This is a genomic window from Marinobacter sp. SBS5 (assembly GCF_048285575.1).
GTDB lineage: Bacteria > Pseudomonadota > Gammaproteobacteria > Pseudomonadales > Oleiphilaceae > Marinobacter.
The window spans coordinates 80,391-101,129 of the sequence record NZ_JBLWAZ010000004.1 but is presented as its reverse complement, the minus strand read 5'-3'; the positions used below and the strand labels follow the sequence as shown (position 1 = coordinate 101,129).

The window sequence follows — 20,739 nt, the reverse complement described above, 5'->3', positions numbered from 1 at the left end:
AGCGGCTACTTCGACTGTTTTCGAGAACGTCATATTCGCACAAGCCCTAACTGAGAACCAGTTCAAAGGAGCGGAGCGAGAAGGCGAACGGTGCGGCACCATAAGCGGAACAGCAATGAGCGATCCTCGTAATCGCTTTCGGTCATCAGCCTACAATGCCTCAGGTCGTCTTCCAGCATAGCCTCCACTTCTTGAACGAATTGAGGGCTGGTATTGATGGCCATAATTTCAAAGTTCAGGCGCATGGAGCGGTTATCGAGATTCGCGGTACCAATCGAAGCATAGCGATCATCCACCAAAACCACCTTTTGATGCATGAAGCCGGGCTGGTACCGATAGATTCCGATGCCGGCCTGGCGGGCCTGAATGAGATAAGAATACGCTGCGACCCGGATGAGTAGACTGTCGGACTTTTCGGGAATCAGTATGCGAACATCAACCCCGCGCAGTGCCGCCAACTGAAGGGCGTTGATGACCTGAACATCGGGCACAAAATAGGGCGAGGCTATCCAGACACGGGTTCGGGCGTTGTTGATACTGTTCAGGAAAAACAACGCACAGGTTTCCCAAGTATCGGCTGGGCCGGTTGGCAACACCAGAACCTTGTCCTCTCCAGGCAAGGTAAAACTCGGGGTCCAATTCAATTCAGGTTTGGTGTCGCTGGCCCAGTTCCAGTCCTCCAGCCAGGCCAGTTGCAAACCGGTCACGGCCGGCCCTTCGATTCGGCAATGGGTGTCGCGCCAGGGCTCTTGATCCATGGCGGTGCCTAAGTACTCATCGCCTAAGTTAATGCCCCCAACGAAGCCGGTCTTGCCATCACAGACCAGCAGTTTTCGGTGATTTCGAAAGTTAATCTGAAAGCGACGTCGACGAATGTTGCCTTTGCCGAAGGAGGCAACGCTGGCCCCTGCACCGGCCAACTCCTTGAGCCAGCGGCGAGACAGCGAAAGGCTGCCGATATCGTCGTAAAGCAACCACACTTCCACGCCTTCGGCCAGCTTGCGCTCTAGAATCGCTTTGATGCGTTGGCCAACGCGGTCGGAGCGGACAATGTAGAACTCCAGCAGGATGTAGTGTTTGGCATCCTCCATCGCCTGGAAGAGTGCGTCGAAGGTGGCTTCGCCATCCTTTAGCAGGGTCACTTTGTTGCCGCTGGTAAAGGGTTGGCGGCTTAATTTGCACAGAACTTGCAGCTCGTCCCCGAACTCCTGTTGAGTCGGGTCTGGTATCGAGGTGGTTTGGCACTCGAACTCTTCGAGAAGGCCGCTGAGGGCTTTGTTGCCCGAGCGCCGTGCCTTCATGTAGCCGCCGAAACGATAGCGGCCAAAGAGAATGAACAGAGGCACGGTCACGTAGGGCAAAGCGATCAGCGTGGTGATCCAGGCGATAGCGCCCTGAGTCGTGCGGTACGTGAGTAGAATGCGATAAATACAGGCCAGGGCCGCGATATAGAGCAGCCCAAGCGGGATCGCCAGTAATGTAAAGGTGTCCTCTGTCATGAACTGCTGTCCTTGTGTTCGGCTCGGAATTGGGCCGGTGCGACGCCCGTCCAGCGTTTAAAGGCCCGGCTGAAGGCACTAAGTTCCGAAAAACCGAGCAGAAAAGCAATCTCGCCCAGCGCGTATTGGTCGTTGGCCACATACCGAAGTGCTTTATCACGGCGTACTTGCTCCACCAGATCCTGAAAACTCAAACCCTCTTTCTTCAATCGGCGATAAAGGGTTTGTCGGCTCATGTGGCACTGGCGGGCCAAAGTATCTGCGTCAATTTTGTCGGTCGCCATCTGCCGGGAGATGAGTCTTCGCACCTTGCGGCTGAACGAGCGGCGGGTTTGAAGCCGGGCCAACACGGCGTTGACCTGTTTCAACACCGCGGAGTACACGTAAGGGTTGCGATGTGGAATGGCGTGGTCCAGATGCTCGCTTGAGAAGGCGATGCGAGTAATGCCGCAGCCGAACATGACGGGACCGCCGAACAATTTCTCGTATTCCTTTGCATAGGTCGGCGCCGGGTGGGCGATTTCGACCCAGTCCGCGGCCATGCCTTTGTGAATGAAATGCCGGGTTCGGCAGATAGCCGCAGCGAGCGTGCGGTCCATATCCAAGCGAGAGTAATAATCAGGGTTGTCAGGTTGCCAGGTCAGGATTGCCTGGTTCGGTGTTTGCTCGAAACTGAGGGTGACCGACTCGTTAATCAAACGGTACAGGCGAACGTACTGGATCACCGCTTCACCTAAAGTGTCGCAATTAAAAAATACGTGCCCGACCAGCCCCATTCGTTCGGGATCGATAATACGGCCAGCATCCAGACCCACAGCGGGGTTGCCGGTTAACTTTTCGGCCCGCTCCCAAAGACGGTAATGGATGGTCGCGGGAATGCGAAGGTCGGGGTCTTTCAGCTTGTCCAGATCCAAGCCAGTTTCACGCTCGACCTCCGCACGGTTGAGCAGCCCTCGAGTGTCCAGATAGTGCAGCAACGCGAGCGTGCTGGAAGCCGCAACCTGCGGAACATGTGCATTGTCTGAGTGGACGTCAGTCATGCGAGTGCCTGAAATGTGTGGTTTTTGTAAGAAGTGTTACAAAATGTCAAGTGAATGGCACGGCGCGTCAACGGCCAATCACTGTTTAGACGATAGCATGTGTGGCATCAGGTTGAAGTAACCGAAAGGTCAAAGTGGAGGTGTCGCATGGAACAGGAAATCTTTGTACCGCACAGTCAGAGTGAACGTGAAAACGTTATGGCTCTCGCAGAGTACCTTGGCGGAATGTATTACTGCTAAGCATTCAGGCGTACGGAAGACATGGTTATAGCCGGGCTAAATGCCCGGCTTTTTTGTGGGCGGTTGCTTGCTGAAATTTCCTCTTGCTCCGTTATCTGGCGATGGTAATGTAGTCGGCTACATTCTTTGAGCCGGAGAGTGCCCCCTATGAGTGTTGAACTGAATCACCGGATATCCGGGCAAGGCGAACCGTTGATCCTGCTACACGGGTTGTTTGGTTCGTTGGAAAACCTGGGTGGCGTGGCCCGCCGTCTTGAAGACAGCTGGCAAATTCACGCGCTGGACCAGCGCAATCACGGCAGTTCTCCTCACACGGAAGAGATGAATTATCCGGCGATGGCATCAGACGTAGTGGCTTACATGGATGCCAAAGGCATCGAAAAAGCCCGCCTTCTCGGCCACTCCATGGGCGGTAAAGTCGCCATGCAGGTCGCTCTGAGCTATCCCGAACGCGTGCAGGCGACCATCGTTGCAGACATAGCCCCGGTTACCTACCCGCCACGCCACGATGCCATTCTTGACGGCATGAAAAGTTTGGACCTGCGGGGCGTTAAATCGCGAACTGAGGCGGATGCTCGCCTGGCCGAGTATGTTGAAACCCCCGGTGTGCGACAGTTTCTGCTGAAAAACCTCGAGCGTATTCCCAAAGACAAGAGCGACCAGGATAACCTGCTGTTTCGCTGGCGCTTGAACCTGCCTGTGATCGATGCCAGCTATACCAACCTTGCGGCCGCTCCCGAGGGCGAGGGCCCGCACGAAGGCGACGTTCTGTTTATCAAAGGCGCCGATTCCGCTTACATCCAGGAAAAGCACCAAGACACGATCCAGAGCTTGTTCCCCAGCGCTGAATTGAAAATTATTGAAGGCACGGGGCATTGGCTGCATGCGGAAAAAGCAGATACCTTCGCCAACTTGTGTCGACGATTTCTGGAGCAGTGAGCGCCTGCCTTCACCCGCCACTCGTTAATGTTTGCTAAGGTAAGGAGGCTCTGATGAGTCTCCGAGACGCCTGAGGAATAACAATGATAAAAAGGGTTGGATGTACATCATGAAGTGGTTGTTAATCGGTTTGCTGGTGCTGTTCCTGATGTCCGGTGGTGTTCTGTTGGCACCGTCTCCTGTGGATAGCAAAGCTTGGGAAGCGCCAAAACCGCCACCGATGACGGGTGTTTATGCGCCGAATGAGTATTTGCGCCAAGCGGAGCTGTTAGCGCTGGGGCAGGTGTATGGCCCGGAGGATACAACCGTCGGTGCTGATGGTGCGCTCTACGCCGGCACTCAGGATGGCAAAATTATTCGCGTTTACCCCGATGGCCGGGTGGATACCTGGCTGGAAACCGGAGGCCGACCGCTTGGGATGGTGATGGACGGTCGCGGCAACCTGTTGGTTGCTGATTCCGGAAAGGGCTTGCTGTCGATTACACCGGAAGGTGACATCACCGTACTCACCCGAGAAGCCGCTGGGACACCTTTTCGTTTCACCGATGATTTGATCGTTGCGCCGGATGGCCGAATCTATTTTACCGATGCCAGCTCTCGTTTTGGTCAGCAGGACTATCTGCTCGACCTGCTGGAAATGCGCCCTCACGGCCGCCTGCTTCGGTACAACCCGAAAACCCGAAAAACTGAAGTACTGCTGGCGAATCTGCACTTCCCCAATGGCGTTGCTGTGTCGCCGGAAGGCGATTACGTGTTGGTCAACGAAACCTGGAAGTACCGAATTCTAAAACACTGGATTGCGGGTCCTAAAGCCGGTCGTACCGAAGTGTTTGCCGACAACCTGCCGGGGTTCCCGGATAACCTGGCCATTGATCACGCAGGCCGTTACTGGGTCGCCTTCCCCACGCTGCGAAACCCCCGAGTGGATGCGATGCACGCCAAACCGTGGCTGAAGAACCTGGTGGCGAAACTGCCCGACAGTTTTAAACCAAAGCCGCAAGAGTATGGTCTGGTGGTGGCGTTTGATGCCACGGGTAAGGCGCTTGTTAGCCTGCACGATACAACGGGCAGCCACTTGCAGGAAATCACCTCGGTGAATCCTCATGACGGGGTCTTGTACTTCGGCTCACTGCACAATGACCGAATTGGAAAATTATCGATGCAGGCTATTCCCGGTATCGGAGAGCACTCCGAGTGAACTGGCCACGGTGACCCGAGCACTGCTCGAACCGAAACCGCTGGAAGCGCATAGAGTCGAAAGTCTGCTAGTCTGAACTTGAACACGATTGCCTTTGTTGACACCTGATCCAAACCTGTCTGGAGAGACCCCATGGCCCCCAATGATTCAACGGAAGCCGAGACTATGCGCCAAGTGGTTTATGACCGGTTTGGTGACAGTGATGTGCTGCAAGTTGTGGATGCGCCGATTCCTGAACCCGGGGCGGGCGAGGTGTTGATCCGTGTTCATGGCGCCGGATTGAACCCCATCGACTGGAAAACGCGTTTAGGCTTGGGTTTTGTAGCGAGCCAAATTGAAAATGATCTGCCCTGGGGGCCGGGTTACGATGCCGCCGGTGAGGTGGTTGCCGTAGCCGAGGATGTCACCACCCTCGCCAAGGGCGATCGGGTGATGGGGATGATTGGTTTCCCTGTGACCGGTGGTGCGTGTGCGCAATATGCCGTTGCCCGAGCCGACGAGCTGGCAATTGTCCCGGAGGAATTGGATTTGGTGACCGCAGCGGGCGTGCCTTTGGCTGCGCTCACAGCGTGGCAAGGTTTATTCGAGATTGCCCGGTTAGAGCCCAACCAAAAGGTGCTGATACACGCGGGCGCTGGCGGGGTTGGCCACTTTGCCGTTCAGTTCGCGTTGGCTCGGGACGCTCATGTAATTGCCACGGCTTCTGCAGGGAATCGCGACTTTTTGGCGGAGTTTGGTGTCCATGAAGTCATTGATTACAAAACGATGGACGTTGCCGACGAGTGCTTCGGGTTGGACGTGGTTTTGGATCTGGTGGGGGGCGAGGCCGGCATGCGTTCCCTTCACACCTTGGGAGCATCTGGGGTTCTGGTCACCATACCGACCGTCTCCGCGGATGAGGTTGTCAGTGCCGCGGAAGCGATGGGCGTTCGGGCCCACGGTATGCGTGTTCGCCCTGACGTGTTTCATCTCGAAGAGATTGCCGAATTGATCGAAGACGGCGATGTCCGGGTGCACATCGAAAAAGTGTTTCCGATGGAGCAGGTGCGTGAAGCACATGACCTGCTGGAAGCAGGCCATGTTCGTGGCAAACTGGTGCTCGATTGCCGCTAGCTCGCCCCGAGCTGAGGCATTAATCGGCTGTGGTGGCTTCCGCTTCCTGACTTCCGTTCGTGTCGCGATCTTTCTGAGGTTGCGGCGGCACGAGGCTGATCAAGATCCAGTCGTCTTCCGGTTCCAGGGAGTCCATGTCTTTCACCGGGTGAATGTGCTCTTTGCTGTCGATGGTGAACAGCACCAGAGCCTGTTGCTGGTATTGTCCCAAGAAATCCTCGTAGCTGAACTCGTCGCTTAATTGGGTCGTTTTGACGCTGTAGCCTTGGCTGACCAAACTGGCGAGCTTGGCGTAGCTTACGCCATCAAATACACCTCTTGTGCGCTGCACCTTGCCCGCTGTCTGCAGGCGGGCTTTCTGATCCTGGTCGCCTTCGGTTAAGCCAAACACGGAGTTGTCACCGAACCAATCCATAAAATGATAGGTGGCCGAGCTGTTCATCTGCTTGTAGGGGGACAAAATCAGCAGGTTGCCAATGCCCGTCAGATCCATATGGGTAGCGGCGTGTTCAGAAGCCGGGTTGCCAAAGTACACCGGCAGGTTTTCCATTCTGGATTGGCGGACGTTTTCCCAGTTGGTGTCTGAGAGCATGACCGGTATCTCGTGTTTTTTCAGCGATTGAGCAATCAGCCGGGCAATAGGGTTGGCTCCCAAGATCAGGAAGCCGTGTGCTGGCGGCTCTTTCACGCCCAAAAGCTTTGCCATCGGCCGGGCAGTCAGGCTTTGCAAGGTTACGGTGGTGATGATCAGCATGAACACCAGTGGCACCAGAGCCTCTGCCCCTTCATACCCGAGCCTCTCCAGCTGGAAGGCAAACAGCGCGGAGACCGCTGCTGCAACAATGCCGCGGGGCGCAATCCAGCTCAGATACAGCTTTTCGCGCATGTTCAACGAGGTACCGATACCTGAGAGAAAAATGCTGATCGGGCGGGCGATAAACATCAGGCAGGCCAAAACGGCCACCAGCCCCCAGCCCAGATCCACAATGGCCGAGAACTCGACCCGCGCTGCCAGAATGATAAACAGGGCAGAGATCAATAGAACGCTCAGGGATTCCTTGAACTCCAGAATGCTATCGATCGGAACCCGCTTCATATTGGCCATCCAGATCCCCATAACGGTTACCGTCAGGAGTCCGGACTCGTGGGCCATCTCATTAGAAATGGCGTAAACGCCCAGCATGAACGTGAGTGTGCCCGCATTATGCAGGTACTCGGGTAACCAGTGTTTTCTTAGGGCCTGACCGTTCAGGTAGCCCGCGACGGCGCCAATGATAAAACCGACAACCAGGGTTTTTCCGAAAATATAGAGTGAGTGGCCGAAGACATTGCCCTGGCCCCAGGAAACAATGCCTTCAAAGACCAGAACGGCCAGCAGAGCGCCCACCGGGTCAATAATGATGCCTTCCCAGCGCAGTATGTTGGAGAGCTTGGCCGTGGGCCGAACCGCTCTCAATAGCGGCGCGATGACAGTAGGGCCGGTCACCACGGAAATGGCCCCGAACAAGAGTGCGACCTCCCAGGAAACCTCCAGTATCCAGCGCGCGGCCAGAGTGCCGATCGTGCAGGTGACTATGGAGCCTACGGGCACAAGGTTTCGGACCATCTTGCCGTGATCTTTGATCTCTTCGTAGCGGAGCGTCAGGCTGCCTTCGAACAGAATAATGGCGACCGCAAGAGAGATGACGGGAAACAGAATGTCGCCAAAGACTTCCGCAGGCTGAAGAAACCCTAATACCGGCCCTGCGATGATCCCCCCGGCCAACAGAAACAGAATTGCTGGCATGCGCATGCGCCAGGCAAACCATTGGCAAAACAGAGAGGTAACACCGATACCGGCGAGAATCAGAGCTGTACTAACGGCCATAAGGGCTTCCGATTAAAGAGTTTATAAGTTGGCTCTGCGAGCAATTCGATTAAGCAATCTGGAGGCTGCAAAAAAACCGAAGCTTGCTGTCACAGGACTGGCAGCGCCAAAACCCGATGCGCAATCAAGTCGAACCGGGCCTTCCGTTGCGGGTTTCTGGTGGCAGACCTCGCCATCAGGAGCCGGGTAGGTCAGCTGTTCCAATGAGTATACGGCCTCGATGCCAAAACGGCGCTTCGGATTGCGAGAAAAATTATATTCGCGCCGCAGCAGATTGCGAACTTTTGCCAGCAAAGGATCTTGGGTGGTTTTGCTGAGATCCGCCACCTGAATTTGAGTGGGGTCCATCTGGCCTCCCGCGCCACCGGCAACGACGACGGGTATCTTACGGCGCTGACAGTGAGCAATCAGACCTGCTTTGGCTTTCACGCTGTCGATCGCATCCACTACGCCGGTGATGTCATCGGTAATCAGTTCTTGCACGTTGTTGGTGGTTAGAAACCCAAAGTGCACCCGAATATCGGCCTGAGGATTGATCGCCCGCAACCGCTCCGCCATGGCATCCGTTTTGGTTTGGCCGTACTGACCCTGTAAAGCGTGAAGTTGCCGGTTGGTGTTGGAAACACAAATGTCGTCCATATCGATCAGCGTGATCGTGCCAATGCCGCTTCGAGCCAGAGATTCGGCCGCCCAAGAGCCCACGCCGCCCAAACCAACAATGGCAATGTGGGCGTTCCTGAAGGCGGTCAGCGCTTTTCGACCATAGAGGCGCTCTATGCCACCGAAGCGAAAGCTGTAATCGTCAGGCTGGGGGGAATCAGTGTTCATTCAGGGCTCGTGGTGTTTGGGTGAACGTGTTGTGCTGCAAAGTGGGGGAGATTGTAACGCAGGGGCTGTGGCAGGGGCCATTGGGTGTGAGCAATGAAAACGGCGAACCCCTTAAAGAGGTTCGCCGTTTTGATCTCAAGAGGAAAGCGTGGTGTTTATTTAGGAGTTACATCCACCAATACTGCCAAGCCCAGCTCTTCGTAGTCTATGGCATCAGTCGCAACATAGCCGGTAGTGAAAATTCCCAAACTGGCATCTGCGTTGAAGAAGCCTTCGAACTTGGTAGCTCCGTCAGGGTCAGGGATGGTGATGGTTGTGCTGCCATTGCTGCCAATTTCAACGTTAAATGCAAGGTCGGTTTCTTTATGCACTTTGGCATCAATGTCGGCGCCAAGGCCTTGTGCCTTGCTAATCTCAGAGAAGTTGCCGTTGAGCTTTCCGGCGGTATTGCTGTCCATCGTCATGAAAGTGTTGAATTGACTGGCGAACATGGCGATGGATGAGGATGCGCCGCCCTCAAGGTATGAGCTGACCATCATGAGTCGGTATTTTTTGCCGCTGACACTTGGGGCAGAATCGCCTAGTTTGATCAGCATGGTTTTGTCGAAGTCTGCGAAGCCCCCCATGTTTTCCCCAGCGCTTTCGGAGAAATCGACATACCCCGCATCTTCACTGACAAAGCCTATTGCGCCTCCGTCGGGCCCATTAGTGATCGTACCATCCGCGGTCACCGTTAATGTGAACGTTTCCGAGGCTGTGTCCTGGTCGCCATAGTAGGCTGCGCCACTGCTGTTAACGATGATTTCACGCTCTATGCCAGCGCTAAGAGTGCCGCTGAAGCCAGATTCAAAGGTTACCGTATTGTTCGCGCTGAGAAGTTCAATACTCCCGGAACTGAGACTAGAGCCAAAGTACACTCGCCCGTAATCGCCTATCATCGCCGTGTCCGATAGGTTAGCTGGCTTTCGCGCGAATACTTCAAGTGTTCGGAACACCTCATCGCCGTGCTTGTCGTCAGGGTCGATAGCATCGTAAGTGCCATCGTTATCTGAGTCGATGGTGCCGTAGCGAACGGAGGCCTCGTGATTGAGGCCAAAGAACAGGCCCTTACTACTGACCTGTTGGAACACGTAGGTCATGGCCGGAGAGCGCCAGCCGTATGGTTCATCCCCTTCAATCTCTTCTTCAAACTCACCCTGTACCGCCAGAATTCCCCGCGTGTTGAGGGATCCGTCAAACGTTTCTTGGCTGTCGCCGTCGTCGAGTTCAGCGTAATAGTCAACCATGCTGTTTTCTATCGCGGTTCCCGAAAGGTTGGCCCAGACGCTGTTCTCAGATAAATAGGTGATGTTAACGGTGCCTTCACTGCCGTCAGCGAACGAAAAGTCGCTAAGCCACATCTCGTGGGCAAAGGTGCCGTTGCTCATGTCGTCGTTATCGTGCAGCTGGAAACCAAATGCCGCGTTGTTATAGTCGCCGGCTATAGCACTGACATCCGCGCCGTTAGCGGAGACGGAGGCAACTTCTGTTTCAACAAACGCACCGACCTCTTGCTCGAGTACATCAAACATTTGTTCCAGATTTGCGCCAGCCGTCAGGTCGAACGCCTCGACTTTGCCGTTCAACTTGACCACGTCAGAGACGACGAGTTGATCCAGCTCCGCCCCGGATTCGATGAACTTGCGTAAAACGAACTCGGAGACTGGGCTGATATCCACTTTCTTCTCGACTACCTGAGCCCTGAGTTCTTGATTGGGGCCTGATATGCGAACAATCAGGTTGCCGGCCAGGCTGACACCGGCAGGCAGTGTCAACGTGTAATCTCCGGTGATTGAGGTACTGGTTTTGGCGAGTACGTCGCCTACCTGTTTGCCATCATCGTCGACACGGATCAGCTCTACGCCGGCGCCTTTGATCGGTTCCAGTCCAGTTATTGCTGCTGCAACCTCAGGGACAACAAAAGAAAGTGCGATTTCAATTGCGCTGGGCTGATTAAACTTGGCTACCGTTCCGTTAGGGGCGGATGCGTTGCCTGAAACCGTCTCTCCAGAAGCGCTGTCACCACCGCTACTGCCACTGTTACTGCAGCCTGTTACTGCGAACATGCTGGCGATTGCAGAAGCTAGTGCCAGTTTTTTCACGTTGTGCATAAAGATCTCTCCAAGAAAATAGTCGTCCGTAGTTCTGGAATAGGCCAGAGCGCCATAAACATCCGGCCTATAAGGTATAGGCGATGGTTCGGATGCAGGCGCCACCCATTTGGGGGGGAATAGGGAGTGATTTGTATGGGAAGTGTAATTGTGAGGTTTTGAATAAGTTCAGAGTGTGAGCTAATTTGTGTCGCTAAGGATGACGTAAATTCGAGGGATTCGGGTGGGCAGGAGTCGTTGCGGTTCAGGGAATGATTTGTATGGGTTGATTGGCTTGATTTATGAGTCAATCTCTAGCGATGCTGGTTTTCAGCCATTTCTACACGCTTTAGGGCAAGTGCTGGACTGCCGTGGCGCTTTTATTGCGGTGAAGTCTCTGGCACAACCGGCACTGGCCGCATCTTGGGTTTCCAACATTTCGATGTCGGTCGTTGCTTACTACAGCGACACGTTGACAGTTTCGAGCGGTGACGGGCCGCAATGGCAAACCAGCCCGGGAGTTAGCGAGATCGTTGTCGCTGTTTCAGAGGTAGAGTCGCGCCATGTCTGTTTCTTCGGCGTTCAATGTAGAAGAGGCCAAGATAGTTTTCAGAACCGTGAACTCGCAGTTATAGAGGCGATGCTTCCGCATGTTGAGCGCGCGGTTGCCATACACACTAGGCTGAGTGAGCATCCTTCCCAAGCTGAAATCAGCCTCAAGCGGTTAAAGGAAATGTTTGGGTTTACCTCTGCAGAAGCTCAGATTGCCTAGCAGCTTGTCGCTGGGAAAAGCCTCGCGGACATTGCCAAAAGTTCTTGCCGGTCGCGAGAGACTGTCAAATACCATCTCAGCAACATGTTCAGAAAAACAGATACATGCCGCCAGGTAGAGTTGGTCTCTTTGCTCGTTCGGCACTGATTTTCTCCTTGTCTCTCTTCCGTGTGACCGGCGAAAAAAAACCACGCAAAAGCGTGGTTAAAAGAAGATACCCAACTCTCTTAAAGAGTCGGGCTGGACTAGTTCAGAGACACTAATCAGCGTGGCTAGTATTCACTGTCCGGCTGTTGTAATGAAGGTCACAAACTGCCATTGATCGGTCATTTTCGGCCATAAGCCGTGTCTGGGGTTATACGTGTGATTGAATAAACTGGTTCACTGGAAATCAACCTGAAGGGAGCATTTGTGCGTATGACACAGAGACAGGATTGGTATTCATTCAGGAGTGAGAGCTATGGCCGTTGTCATTGCCGGGATTTCCGGTGCAATTGGTAGTGCGCTCGCTGAGCGCTTTCTGACCGAGCGGCCAGACGAGCCTCTGATAGGGTTGGCCCGGGATGTTCATAAAGTGAGCAAGGCGCTTAGGGAGCATTCCGGAGTGCACGTGCTTGATTGGCAGGCGGAGCTGCCACTGGATTTGACCGGGCACCCGGAAGTCAGGGAGCAACTCGAGTTGGCGAAAGGCGGCGTGACTCTGATCTATGCCGCGGGATTGCTGCATGATGAGGGCGTTTCGCCAGAAAAACGGGTGGAAGATATTGATCAAGCCAGCATGCTCCGGGCGTTTCAGGTGAACTGTATCGGTTTGGGTTTGTTAGTTCAGACGTTGTCTCCTTGGTTTCGGGGTAAGCGATTGGCTTGTGTGGCAGCCGTGTCGGCCAAGGTGGGGTCGATAGACGATAATCAGCTCGGTGGCTGGTATGCCTATCGATGTTCGAAGGCCGCTTTGAACATGATGGTGAAAAACCTGTCCGTCGAACTGCCCCGGAAATATTCGCCCATAGCGTGCGTTGCTTTGCATCCGGGCACCACTCGTTCAGCCCTAAGCGACCCATTTAGTCAGTCGCTGGCAAAGCTGACCGTGCATGAGCCTGACGCAACAGCGGCGAATCTATATGGGATTCTTGCCGGCTTATCGGAGGCGGACAATGGGCGGTTTATCAGCTGGGACGGGCGAGATATACCGTGGTGAGGCCTGCAGGCTGGGGCTGAGCCTGCAGTGAAGAGGAGTTAGCGGATAAAAGGGTTCAACAAGCGCCCAAAGGGCCCCGTCAGCTTCAATGGTGCACTTAGAATCGACAGCGTGATGCAGTCTTCATGGCCAATGGCCACTGGCTTGTGCACATCTTTGTCGGTCAGAACAACAAAATCCCACTGGTTGAAGACACCTTTTGCGTCTGAGAAGGCGCCTTGCAGAACGATCGTGGTTTCAGTGCCGCGATGGGTGTGGGCCGGAGCCTTGCCGCCCGCTGCCAGCTTCTGGAGAATGACCCGCTCCTTCTGACCAGGAAATTTGTCGCTGATATCGACAACGCTCACGTCCGGTAATTGCCGTTTCCAAGGCAGGTCGTTCATATCATCACCGAGTAATTTCTGGAGCGGACTCAGGCGCGGCGTATCCCGTTCAGGACGAGCCTCTGGCGTCTCCTCGAGACGTGCCAGAAGCTGTTCGAAACTGGTGTCCGAGACGGAGACGTTAGGCTGCTGCTCCATCATCACAGCACCCAGACTGTTCAGCGTGTCGACCCGGCTGCGGCAATGTCCGCACTGATCCAGATGCAAGCGTATGCACAGGGCATGGGGTTCGCTCAGGTTGCCTGCGCTGTACTCCATCAGGCTTAGACTGTCCGGATGATGTCGAGTCATACGTTCTGGTCCTGCAAAATCACTTTCAGTTTATTCAACGCCAGGCGGACTCGGCTTTTTACAGTGCCCAAGGGCAGGTCGAGCTCGTCAGCCACCATTTGGTGGGATTTGTGCTCCATATAGACCTTGGCAATCACCGTCACTTGCTCTTGAGGCAGCAGGCTCAACGACTCACGAATTCGGCGTTCTGACGTCAGTCGGTGCAGTGAAGTAACGGGTTCTTCGTTGTGCTCGCCCGGGATCTGCCAGAGATCTTCCGTTTCTATCGCTATCTCGGCGCTTCGACGCTGCATTTTGCGGAGCATATCAATGCGCTGGTTACGAGCAATGGTGAAGATCCAGGTGGATGCTGCTGCCTTGCGCCAATCGTAAAGGCTGGAACGCCTCCAAATAGCAATAAAGACTTCTTGCACGAGCTCTTCGGCGTGGCTAGCTATGCCGTTGGAGATGGCGTAGTACTTGATTTGTGGTGCGAAGTGCTCGAACAGCGCGTGGTAAGCAGCTTTATCCTGATGCCTGCCAACCTTTTCCAATAGAGCGCCCCAAGGGTCTTTGCGGCCCTCGCGTCTCGCGGATTGCTGTCCCAGTGTCGTCACTGGACGCTCCTTGGCTGTCTCAGGGTTTATTTTGGCTACGGTCATGATTCTATGCACTCACCACGTTTTTGTCAGTGTTTGATGTACGTTGGCCTCACAGAATCAGATTGCTGAATTGAACATAAATTTTGTGGGAGCTGGCCGGATAGTCGCCATTCAAAGTCAAGGAAGTAATTGTTGGCAGGTTAACTTGAAGCTACTCTTGGCGAACAAGCTCGTTAAGGGCGCCACAATAACAACAGATTCCCGACCCATGAGTCAGACAACTAACCAAAGTACGCTACCCGCAATGCGTGCCCATTACGTCGATATTCTGTGCCAGCTGGCCGAGGAAAAAGGCGTCCGACGCGCGGATTTGCTTTCGGCTGCGGGCATCGTCAGCAGTCGTCTAAGCCATCCTGAAAATCTCGTTGCTGGCGACCAGTTTGCGGAATTGTGTCGGCAAGCACTGGACCGCACCGGAGACCAAGGTTTGGGGTTGGAGTTTGGTTTGCGGCTCAAATTCACCACGCACGGAGCTATGGCTCAAGCGGCGATCAGCTGCGATACATTGGGGCAAGCCATCCGTGTGTTGATGAAGTATCTGCATATCCGCTTTGCCTACCTGACCATGGACTTTTCTGTTGAGGGTAATGACGCCGTCATCGAACTAGATGTATTGCATGACAAGTACGATCTGTACCGCTTTAACGTTGAGGTGTTTCTGGCCGCCTTGTTAGACGTCAGCATTTTGTTGGTGGGCTCTCGTATCTTTGACGGTGGGCGTTGTCAGGTGAGCTATCCCCGTCCTGAAGGGGTTGGCTTGTATTCCAAGCTGTTCGGCGATGCCATTTGCTTTGAATCAGGGGTTAATCAGTTACGTTTCCAAAAGCAGTGTCTGGACTTGCCAATGCTTTTGGCGAACCCTGTGGCGCGCAGAGTGGCCGAAGCCCAGTGTGAAGAAGAGCTGCGTAAACTTCAGGTAATAACCTCGGTAACCGATCAAGTTGCACGTTTACTCGAATCGGTTCGTGAGGGCCGGTTGTTGGGGCTCGAGGATGTTGCTGAACAGATGCACGTTTCGTCCCGCACGCTACGACGCCAGCTGGCCGCCGAGGGTTCCCGCTTTCAGGACCTGCAAGAGAACGTTCGCCACCACCGGGCGCTAGAACTGATGCGTCGTAACGTGCAAATGAGCATTGATGAAGTTGCCCAACAACTCGGCTATAGCGATCCCTCCAATTTCAGCCGTGCTTTTCGTAAATGGGAAGGCATTTCGCCTTCCATATGGCGCAGCATGCAGGTGGATCGCTTGGCCTGAGGCTTACTCTTCCAAGTACGTATAGCCGTCGAGTCCTGCCTCCAGTTCGGCCAATAGCGCTTTTTGCAAGCCAGGTTCGAGATCGCTCTCCTGGAATTTACGTTGATACGTTTGCAGGATACGGTTTGGTTCGAAGTTCACATACCGCAGCACTTTGGCAACGCTGTCCCCGGTGATGGGCTCACTGATGACATAGTCGCCCTGTTCGTTCAGGCGCACATCCACGGAATGTGTGTCGCCAAACAGGTTGTGCATGTCGCCCAGAATTTCCTGGTAGGCGCCGGTCATGAAGAATCCGATCAACAAAGGCTCTTCCGGGTTGTGTTCGGGTAGCGGCAATGTGGTTTCAATACCTTGGCCATCGACGTATTGGTCGATCCGGCCATCCGAGTCACAGGTAATATCCTGCACCACCGCGCGGCGGTTCAACGGTCGATTCAATCCGTTAATGGGCATGACCGGGAAAATCTGGTCAATGCCCCAGACATCCGGCAGCGACTGGAACAGGGAGAAGTTCACGAACAGTTTTTCGGCCAGCTTCTCGTTCAGCTCGTCGATGATTTCCCGATGCGCCCGGTTGGCGCTATCAAGCTGGCTCCGGATCAAACGGCAGCAGCGGGTGTACAAAGTTTCGGCCTGTGCGCGTTCGGTCAAAGACAACAGGCCGTGAGCGAACTGGGCGTGCACATCGGTCATGGCATGCAGCACGTCGTGGTAAATTTCAGCCAATGAACGAGGGCATTGGTCATCCTGCAGGCTGCTCAGGTCACGCCATAGATCCTGTAACGGGGCTGGCGCGGTGATCGCAGGCTCGGATACTTCACGATGAATGGGGGTTTCCCGGTCTATCACGTTGGTGATCAACACCGAATGGTGCGCGGTCAGGGCTCGGCCGGATTCGCTGATCAGATCCGGGTGAGGTAAGCCCAACCGGTCGCACTCAGCTTGCAGAACGTGCACCACGTTGTAGGCATACTCGAACACGGTGTAATTCATAGAGCAACTGCTACGGGAACGGGTGCCTTCGTAATCCACACCCAAGCCGCCGCCAATGTCGACCGTGCCGATAGGCGCGCCGAGATGGCGCAACTCGCTGTAAAACCGAGCGCATTCTTTAAGGCCGGTTTGAATGTCCCTGATGTTGGCAATCTGAGAGCCCAAGTGGAAGTGTAGCAACTGCAAGGTATCCAGCGCGCCTGCCTGTTTCAGGGTTTCGACCACTTCCAGTATCTGGCTGGCGGACAGTCCGAACTTGGACTTCTCACCGCCGGTGTTTTGCCAGTTGCCCTTGCCGATGGTGGCCAGACGGGCCCGTACACCAATCAAGGGTGAAACCTCGAGCTTTCTGGCTTCTTCCAGAATCAGCGGCAGTTCCGACTGCTTTTCTACAACAATAAACACCCGGTGGCCCAGTTTTTGGCCAATCAGCGCGAGCCGGATGTATTCGCGGTCTTTGTAGCCGTTACAGACGATCACCGAGCCGGTTTTGCGAGCGAGTGACAATACGGCGAGGAGTTCCGGCTTGCTACCGGCTTCCAAGCCAATTTGGTTGTTTGAGGCTGCAGGTTCGGCGGCCACCAGCTCTTCGACGACCCGCCGCTGCTGGTTTACCTTGATCGGGTAAACCGCCGTGTAACGGCCTTGGTAGCCTTGTTCTTGGGTGACCTTGTTGAACGCACCACAGAGTTTGTTAACCCGGTCGTGAAGGATATCGGTGAATCGAACCAATACCGGCAGGGCCAGGCCGGATTCGGTCAGCGACTGCGTCAGCTTGGGCAGGTTGATGTGAGCCGCGCTCCGGCCGCGATCCGGGCAGATCTCCACTTCGCCCTCGGTATTAACGGAAATATAGCCGTCACTCCAATGAGCGATGTTGTAAACCTTGTGTGCAGGTGATGCGGTAGATTCTGCCATTATTGCTATCCTGTCAGGAAACCCGAATCGGCGGGAAAACCGTTGAATGCTGCATTGTAGGAGGTGACCGCTGCCCCTACAATACGCCTCTTTCGAGATGTCCGGGCGCGGTGCAGCGGCATACAGTTGGAGAGTAATATGACAGCATTGAATGAAGGCTGGTTTACCGAGGTATTCCAGGACCAGGGCACGGCCTTTTCCCTACAGGTAAAGGGCAAACTCCATGAGGAGCAGACACCGTTCCAGAAGCTCGAGATATACGAAACCGAGACCTTCGGCAACCTGATGGTGCTGGATGGCTGCGTGATGCTGACCACTCGGGACAACTTTCTGTACCACGAGATGATGACGCACCCGGCGCTGTTCACCCATAAAAACCCGAAGAAGGTGGTGATTGTTGGGGGCGGCGACTGCGGCACCTTGAAAGAAGTGTTAAAGCACCCGGGCGTGGAAGAAGCCTGGCAGGTGGAAATTGACGAGCGGGTAACCCGCATGTCAGAAAAGTATTTCCCGGAACTGTGCGAAGCCAATGGCGACCCACGGGCCAATTTCTTTTTTGGTGACGGTGTGAAGTGGATGCGCGAAGTAGAGCCGAACAGCATCGACCTGCTCATTATCGACAGCACCGATCCGGTTGGCCCAGCGGAAGGTTTGTTTGCGTTGGATTTCTATCGCGATGCGATGGTGGCGCTCAGAGATGGTGGCATTGTGGTTCAGCAAAGCGAGTCGCCGTTGCTGCATACCGAATCGATCATTAAAGATATTCACACAGACATGCGCAAGGCCGGTTTCAGCCATGTGCAAACACTGCCTTTTCCGCAACCTGTGTACCCCACGGGTTGGTGGAGTTGCACCATGGGCAGCAAGGACAATCCGCTGAAGTACTTCCGTGAGGAAGACGTGAATGATCGCCCGTTCGTGACCCGTTATTACAACGCGGGTATTCACCACGGAGCGTTGGCCATGCCGCAATTCATGATTGATGCACTGGAAGATCAGGTCAGGCCGGAAGAGGGCTGACCGAGCCGAGACTAGCAGGCCATACAGACAAAAAGGGCGCCCGAGGGCGCCCTTTTTGGTTTGACTGACAGCGTTACTGCTTGCTGCTGCCGAACTCTGGGTAGGCTTCCAAGCCACATTCCGCAAGATCGACGCCTTCATATTCTTCTTCGGCGCTGACACGGATGCCCATTACGGCTTTCAGAATGCTCCAGACGATCAGGCTGGCGATGAACACCCAAACGAAGATGGTCAGGGCGCCAATCAATTGGCCGCTGAAAGTGACGTCTCCGTTAGTGACAGGTACCAGCATCAGGCCGAGGAAGCCACACACACCGTGGGCAGAAATCGCACCAACCGGATCATCAATGCGCAGCTTATCGAGCGCGACGATGCTCAGCACGACCAGGCCACCGCCCAACGCGCCCCAGAGGGTAGCGGTCAGAGCGCTAGGTGTTGACGGTTCGGCGGTAATCACCACCAGACCGGCAATGGCGCCGTTCAATAGCATGGTCAGGTCGGCCTTGCCGAACATCAACCGGGCAACGGCCAAGGCGGTGATAGCACCACCGGCTGCGGCGGCATTGGTGTTCAGGAAGACCATGGCTACGGAGTTTGCGCTAGCGATGTCGCCGAGCTTCAGTACTGACCCGCCGTTAAAGCCGAACCAGCCCATCCACAGAATCAAGGTGCCCAAAGCTGCCAGCGGCATGTTTGCACCCGGAATAGCGCGGATTTCTCCGTTCGGACCGTACTTGCCTTTACGGGCACCCAGCAAAAGTACGCCAGCAAGCGCAGCAGCTGCACCGGCCATGTGTACGATGCCGGAGCCGGCAAAGTCGCTGAAGCCCAGGTCGCCCAGGTTATACAGGCCGAACACGTCTTTGCCGCCCCAGGTCCAGGCGCCTTCTAGTGGATAGATGACGCCGGTCATGACCACTGCAAAGGCTAGGAAGGCCCAAAGCTTCATACGCTCAGCAACGGCGCCAGAGACGATCGACATGGCGGTGGCTACGAACACAACCTGGAAGAAGAAATCAGAGGCTCCAGAGTAGATAGAGCCACCCTCGAAACCATCTTCACGGCTGGCAAACTCGCCGAGTACCGCGTCCACATCCACATCGGCGATGCCGGAGAGGAACAGAGTGCCGTCATACATGATCGCGTAGCCGCACACCATATACATGGTGCTGGCAATCGCAAACAAGGCAACGTTTTTAGTGAGAATTTCAGTGGTGTTCTTGGAACGCACTAAGCCGGCTTCTAGCATGGCAAAGCCAGCGGCCATCCACATGACTAATGCGCCGCAAATCACAAAATAAAAGGTATCTATAGCATACTGCAGGTGAAAGACATTGCTTTCCATAGGAAGCCCTCCGCACAAGGCTCGTCAGGTATTTAGTTTTTTTTGCGTTGGCTGAATCCGGGGTCAGGCCGGTGTCAGACTGCTTCTTCGCCCGTTTCGCCGGTCCGGATTCGGATCGCTTGCTGCAACTCGGTCACGAAAATCTTACCGTCACCGATCTTGCCGGTATTGGCTGCTTTGGTGATGGACTCGATCACCTGGTCCAGCAGGTTGTCGCCAATGGCGATCTCAACTTTTACTTTCGGCAGGAAATCCACGACGTATTCCGCGCCACGGTAGAGTTCGGTGTGGCCTTTCTGGCGACCGAAACCTTTCACTTCCGTTACGGTTACGCCTTGCACGCCTATTTCGGATAGTGCCTCACGGACATCATCCAATTTGAAAGGCTTAATGATCGCTGTCACAAGTTTCATTGCTTTCTCCTTGGTAAAGCCATCTCAACTATTTATGTGGTTGAGTTCGGGATGCTGCCACCTCGCACATCAATTGTGCGGATCGTGTACAAGGTTTAGCATCAGGTATGCCAACGCAAAAAATTATAATAAAAACAAGTGGTTGCTTGTTTGTTGTTCCGAAATGATGCATTTGAGTGCACCAAATCAGGGCGCTACGCCCCACTCTGACTCAGGGGTGAGCCGCCAGCGGGCACGGCGTGGCACCTATTATACTGCCCAGCGGGTACAGTATGGCAGGGGCAGCGGTGTGATACACTCCCAGCCATAACAGTATTCGACGGGCGTTTGGCCTGAGCGAACGGAAAGATCGATTTCACGAGGTGTAACATGAAAGGCCCCCAAGATTTCTTTGCACAGCTACAAGGTCAGTTTGGTCAGTTTGTTCCGGATATGGCGCGGGCCGCCCGGGAAGATTTTGAAACCCAAGCCAGAGCGACGGTGATGTCTGTGCTGTCCAAGTTGGAGTTGGTCACTCGTGAAGAATTCGAAGGCCAACAAGCCGTATTGATGAAAACCCGTGAGAAAGTTGAAGCCTTAGAGAAGCGAGTCGCTGAGCTGGAGCAAAAAGCCCAGTCGTAATTTGCTCGTGATGCGGGCGCAGGACGCGCCCGG

Annotated in this window: 18 protein-coding genes and 1 pseudogene; 9 read left to right on the top strand and 10 right to left on the bottom strand. The window is 54.7% G+C overall.

What is annotated here, in order from left to right; all coding sequences use genetic code 11:
• Positions 1-62: 62 nt before the first annotated feature.
• Positions 63-1,499 carry a cardiolipin synthase gene (gene cls / locus ACNQ6O_RS12030; RefSeq protein ID WP_418053470.1) on the bottom strand — a complete coding sequence of 479 codons (1,437 nt, stop codon included), beginning with the start codon at positions 1,497-1,499 and terminating at the stop codon, positions 63-65.
• Complete coding sequence (locus tag ACNQ6O_RS12025) at positions 1,496-2,539, bottom strand: AraC family transcriptional regulator (protein WP_418053469.1); 1,044 nt, start codon at positions 2,537-2,539, stop codon at positions 1,496-1,498. Before ACNQ6O_RS12025 ends, cls begins: the two co-directional genes overlap by 4 nt.
• Before the next feature lie 387 nt (positions 2,540-2,926).
• On the opposite strand from ACNQ6O_RS12025, the gene ACNQ6O_RS12020 reads away from it, so the two are divergent.
• From ACNQ6O_RS12020 to ACNQ6O_RS12010, 3 genes are all read left to right on the top strand, one after another.
• Positions 2,927-3,718 carry an alpha/beta fold hydrolase gene (locus tag ACNQ6O_RS12020; RefSeq protein ID WP_418053468.1) on the top strand — a complete coding sequence of 264 codons (792 nt, stop codon included), beginning with the start codon at positions 2,927-2,929 and terminating at the stop codon, positions 3,716-3,718.
• 109 nt (positions 3,719-3,827) lie between these two features.
• On the top strand, positions 3,828-4,916 hold the full coding sequence (locus ACNQ6O_RS12015; protein WP_418053467.1) for an SMP-30/gluconolactonase/LRE family protein: 1,089 nt from the start codon (positions 3,828-3,830) through the stop codon (positions 4,914-4,916).
• 132 nt (positions 4,917-5,048) lie between these two features.
• Positions 5,049-6,029: an NADP-dependent oxidoreductase gene (locus tag ACNQ6O_RS12010; protein WP_418053466.1), complete on the top strand. Its 981-nt coding sequence runs from the start codon at positions 5,049-5,051 to the stop codon at positions 6,027-6,029.
• 19 nt (positions 6,030-6,048) lie between these two features.
• Here the strand turns inward: ACNQ6O_RS12010 and ACNQ6O_RS12005 are convergent, their stop codons facing one another.
• The 3 genes from ACNQ6O_RS12005 to ACNQ6O_RS11995 all read right to left on the bottom strand — a co-directional run bounded on the left by ACNQ6O_RS12005 (position 6,049) and on the right by ACNQ6O_RS11995 (position 10,874).
• Positions 6,049-7,896, bottom strand: coding sequence for a cation:proton antiporter (locus ACNQ6O_RS12005; RefSeq protein ID WP_418053465.1), 1,848 nt, complete (start codon positions 7,894-7,896; stop codon positions 6,049-6,051).
• Between the two features lie 21 nt (positions 7,897-7,917).
• Positions 7,918-8,724, bottom strand: coding sequence for a tRNA cyclic N6-threonylcarbamoyladenosine(37) synthase TcdA (tcdA, locus tag ACNQ6O_RS12000; RefSeq protein ID WP_418053464.1), 807 nt, complete (start codon positions 8,722-8,724; stop codon positions 7,918-7,920).
• A gap of 155 nt (positions 8,725-8,879) precedes the next feature.
• Positions 8,880-10,874: a hypothetical protein gene (locus tag ACNQ6O_RS11995; protein WP_418053463.1), complete on the bottom strand. Its 1,995-nt coding sequence runs from the start codon at positions 10,872-10,874 to the stop codon at positions 8,880-8,882.
• 256 nt (positions 10,875-11,130) lie between these two features.
• Between ACNQ6O_RS11995 and ACNQ6O_RS11990 the strand changes: the two genes are divergently transcribed.
• From ACNQ6O_RS11990 to ACNQ6O_RS11980, 3 genes and pseudogenes are all read left to right on the top strand, one after another.
• The gene (locus tag ACNQ6O_RS11990) at positions 11,131-11,625 is read left to right on the top strand and encodes a hypothetical protein (RefSeq protein WP_418053462.1); all 495 of its coding nucleotides are present in this window, start codon (positions 11,131-11,133) and stop codon (positions 11,623-11,625) included.
• A gap of 15 nt (positions 11,626-11,640) precedes the next feature.
• Positions 11,641-11,772 (top strand): annotated as a pseudogene (locus tag ACNQ6O_RS11985) (helix-turn-helix transcriptional regulator); the annotation flags it as partial.
• 313 nt (positions 11,773-12,085) lie between these two features.
• Positions 12,086-12,823, top strand: coding sequence for an SDR family NAD(P)-dependent oxidoreductase (locus tag ACNQ6O_RS11980; RefSeq protein WP_418053461.1), 738 nt, complete (start codon positions 12,086-12,088; stop codon positions 12,821-12,823).
• A 38-nt stretch (positions 12,824-12,861) separates the two neighbouring features.
• Here the strand turns inward: ACNQ6O_RS11980 and ACNQ6O_RS11975 are convergent, their stop codons facing one another.
• Positions 12,862-13,497 carry a ChrR family anti-sigma-E factor gene (locus ACNQ6O_RS11975; RefSeq protein WP_418053460.1) on the bottom strand — a complete coding sequence of 212 codons (636 nt, stop codon included), beginning with the start codon at positions 13,495-13,497 and terminating at the stop codon, positions 12,862-12,864.
• Entirely contained in the window at positions 13,494-14,093 is a 600-nt protein-coding gene (locus tag ACNQ6O_RS11970) for a sigma-70 family RNA polymerase sigma factor (protein WP_418053459.1), read from the bottom strand. Before ACNQ6O_RS11970 ends, ACNQ6O_RS11975 begins: the two co-directional genes overlap by 4 nt.
• 253 nt (positions 14,094-14,346) lie before the next feature.
• Here ACNQ6O_RS11970 and ACNQ6O_RS11965 point away from each other — a divergent pair, with 253 nt between their 5' ends.
• Entirely contained in the window at positions 14,347-15,393 is a 1,047-nt protein-coding gene (locus ACNQ6O_RS11965) for an AraC family transcriptional regulator (RefSeq protein ID WP_418053458.1), read from the top strand.
• 3 nt (positions 15,394-15,396) lie between these two features.
• Here the strand turns inward: ACNQ6O_RS11965 and speA are convergent, their stop codons facing one another.
• Positions 15,397-17,307 carry a biosynthetic arginine decarboxylase gene (speA, locus tag ACNQ6O_RS11960; RefSeq protein WP_418053457.1) on the bottom strand — a complete coding sequence of 637 codons (1,911 nt, stop codon included), beginning with the start codon at positions 17,305-17,307 and terminating at the stop codon, positions 15,397-15,399.
• Positions 17,308-17,445: 138 nt separating this feature from the next.
• Here speA and speE point away from each other — a divergent pair, with 138 nt between their 5' ends.
• Positions 17,446-18,327: a polyamine aminopropyltransferase gene (gene speE / locus ACNQ6O_RS11955; protein ID WP_418053456.1), complete on the top strand. Its 882-nt coding sequence runs from the start codon at positions 17,446-17,448 to the stop codon at positions 18,325-18,327.
• 73 nt (positions 18,328-18,400) lie between these two features.
• On the opposite strand, the gene ACNQ6O_RS11950 is transcribed toward speE, so the two are convergent.
• Both ACNQ6O_RS11950 and glnK read right to left on the bottom strand, forming a co-directional pair.
• Positions 18,401-19,672, bottom strand: coding sequence for an ammonium transporter (locus ACNQ6O_RS11950; RefSeq protein WP_418053455.1), 1,272 nt, complete (start codon positions 19,670-19,672; stop codon positions 18,401-18,403).
• 74 nt (positions 19,673-19,746) lie between these two features.
• On the bottom strand, positions 19,747-20,085 hold the full coding sequence (gene glnK, locus ACNQ6O_RS11945; RefSeq protein ID WP_091997389.1) for a P-II family nitrogen regulator: 339 nt from the start codon (positions 20,083-20,085) through the stop codon (positions 19,747-19,749).
• A gap of 369 nt (positions 20,086-20,454) precedes the next feature.
• Here glnK and ACNQ6O_RS11940 point away from each other — a divergent pair, with 369 nt between their 5' ends.
• Positions 20,455-20,706, top strand: coding sequence for an accessory factor UbiK family protein (locus ACNQ6O_RS11940; RefSeq protein WP_114334821.1), 252 nt, complete (start codon positions 20,455-20,457; stop codon positions 20,704-20,706).
• The last annotated feature ends 33 nt before the right edge of the window (positions 20,707-20,739 follow it).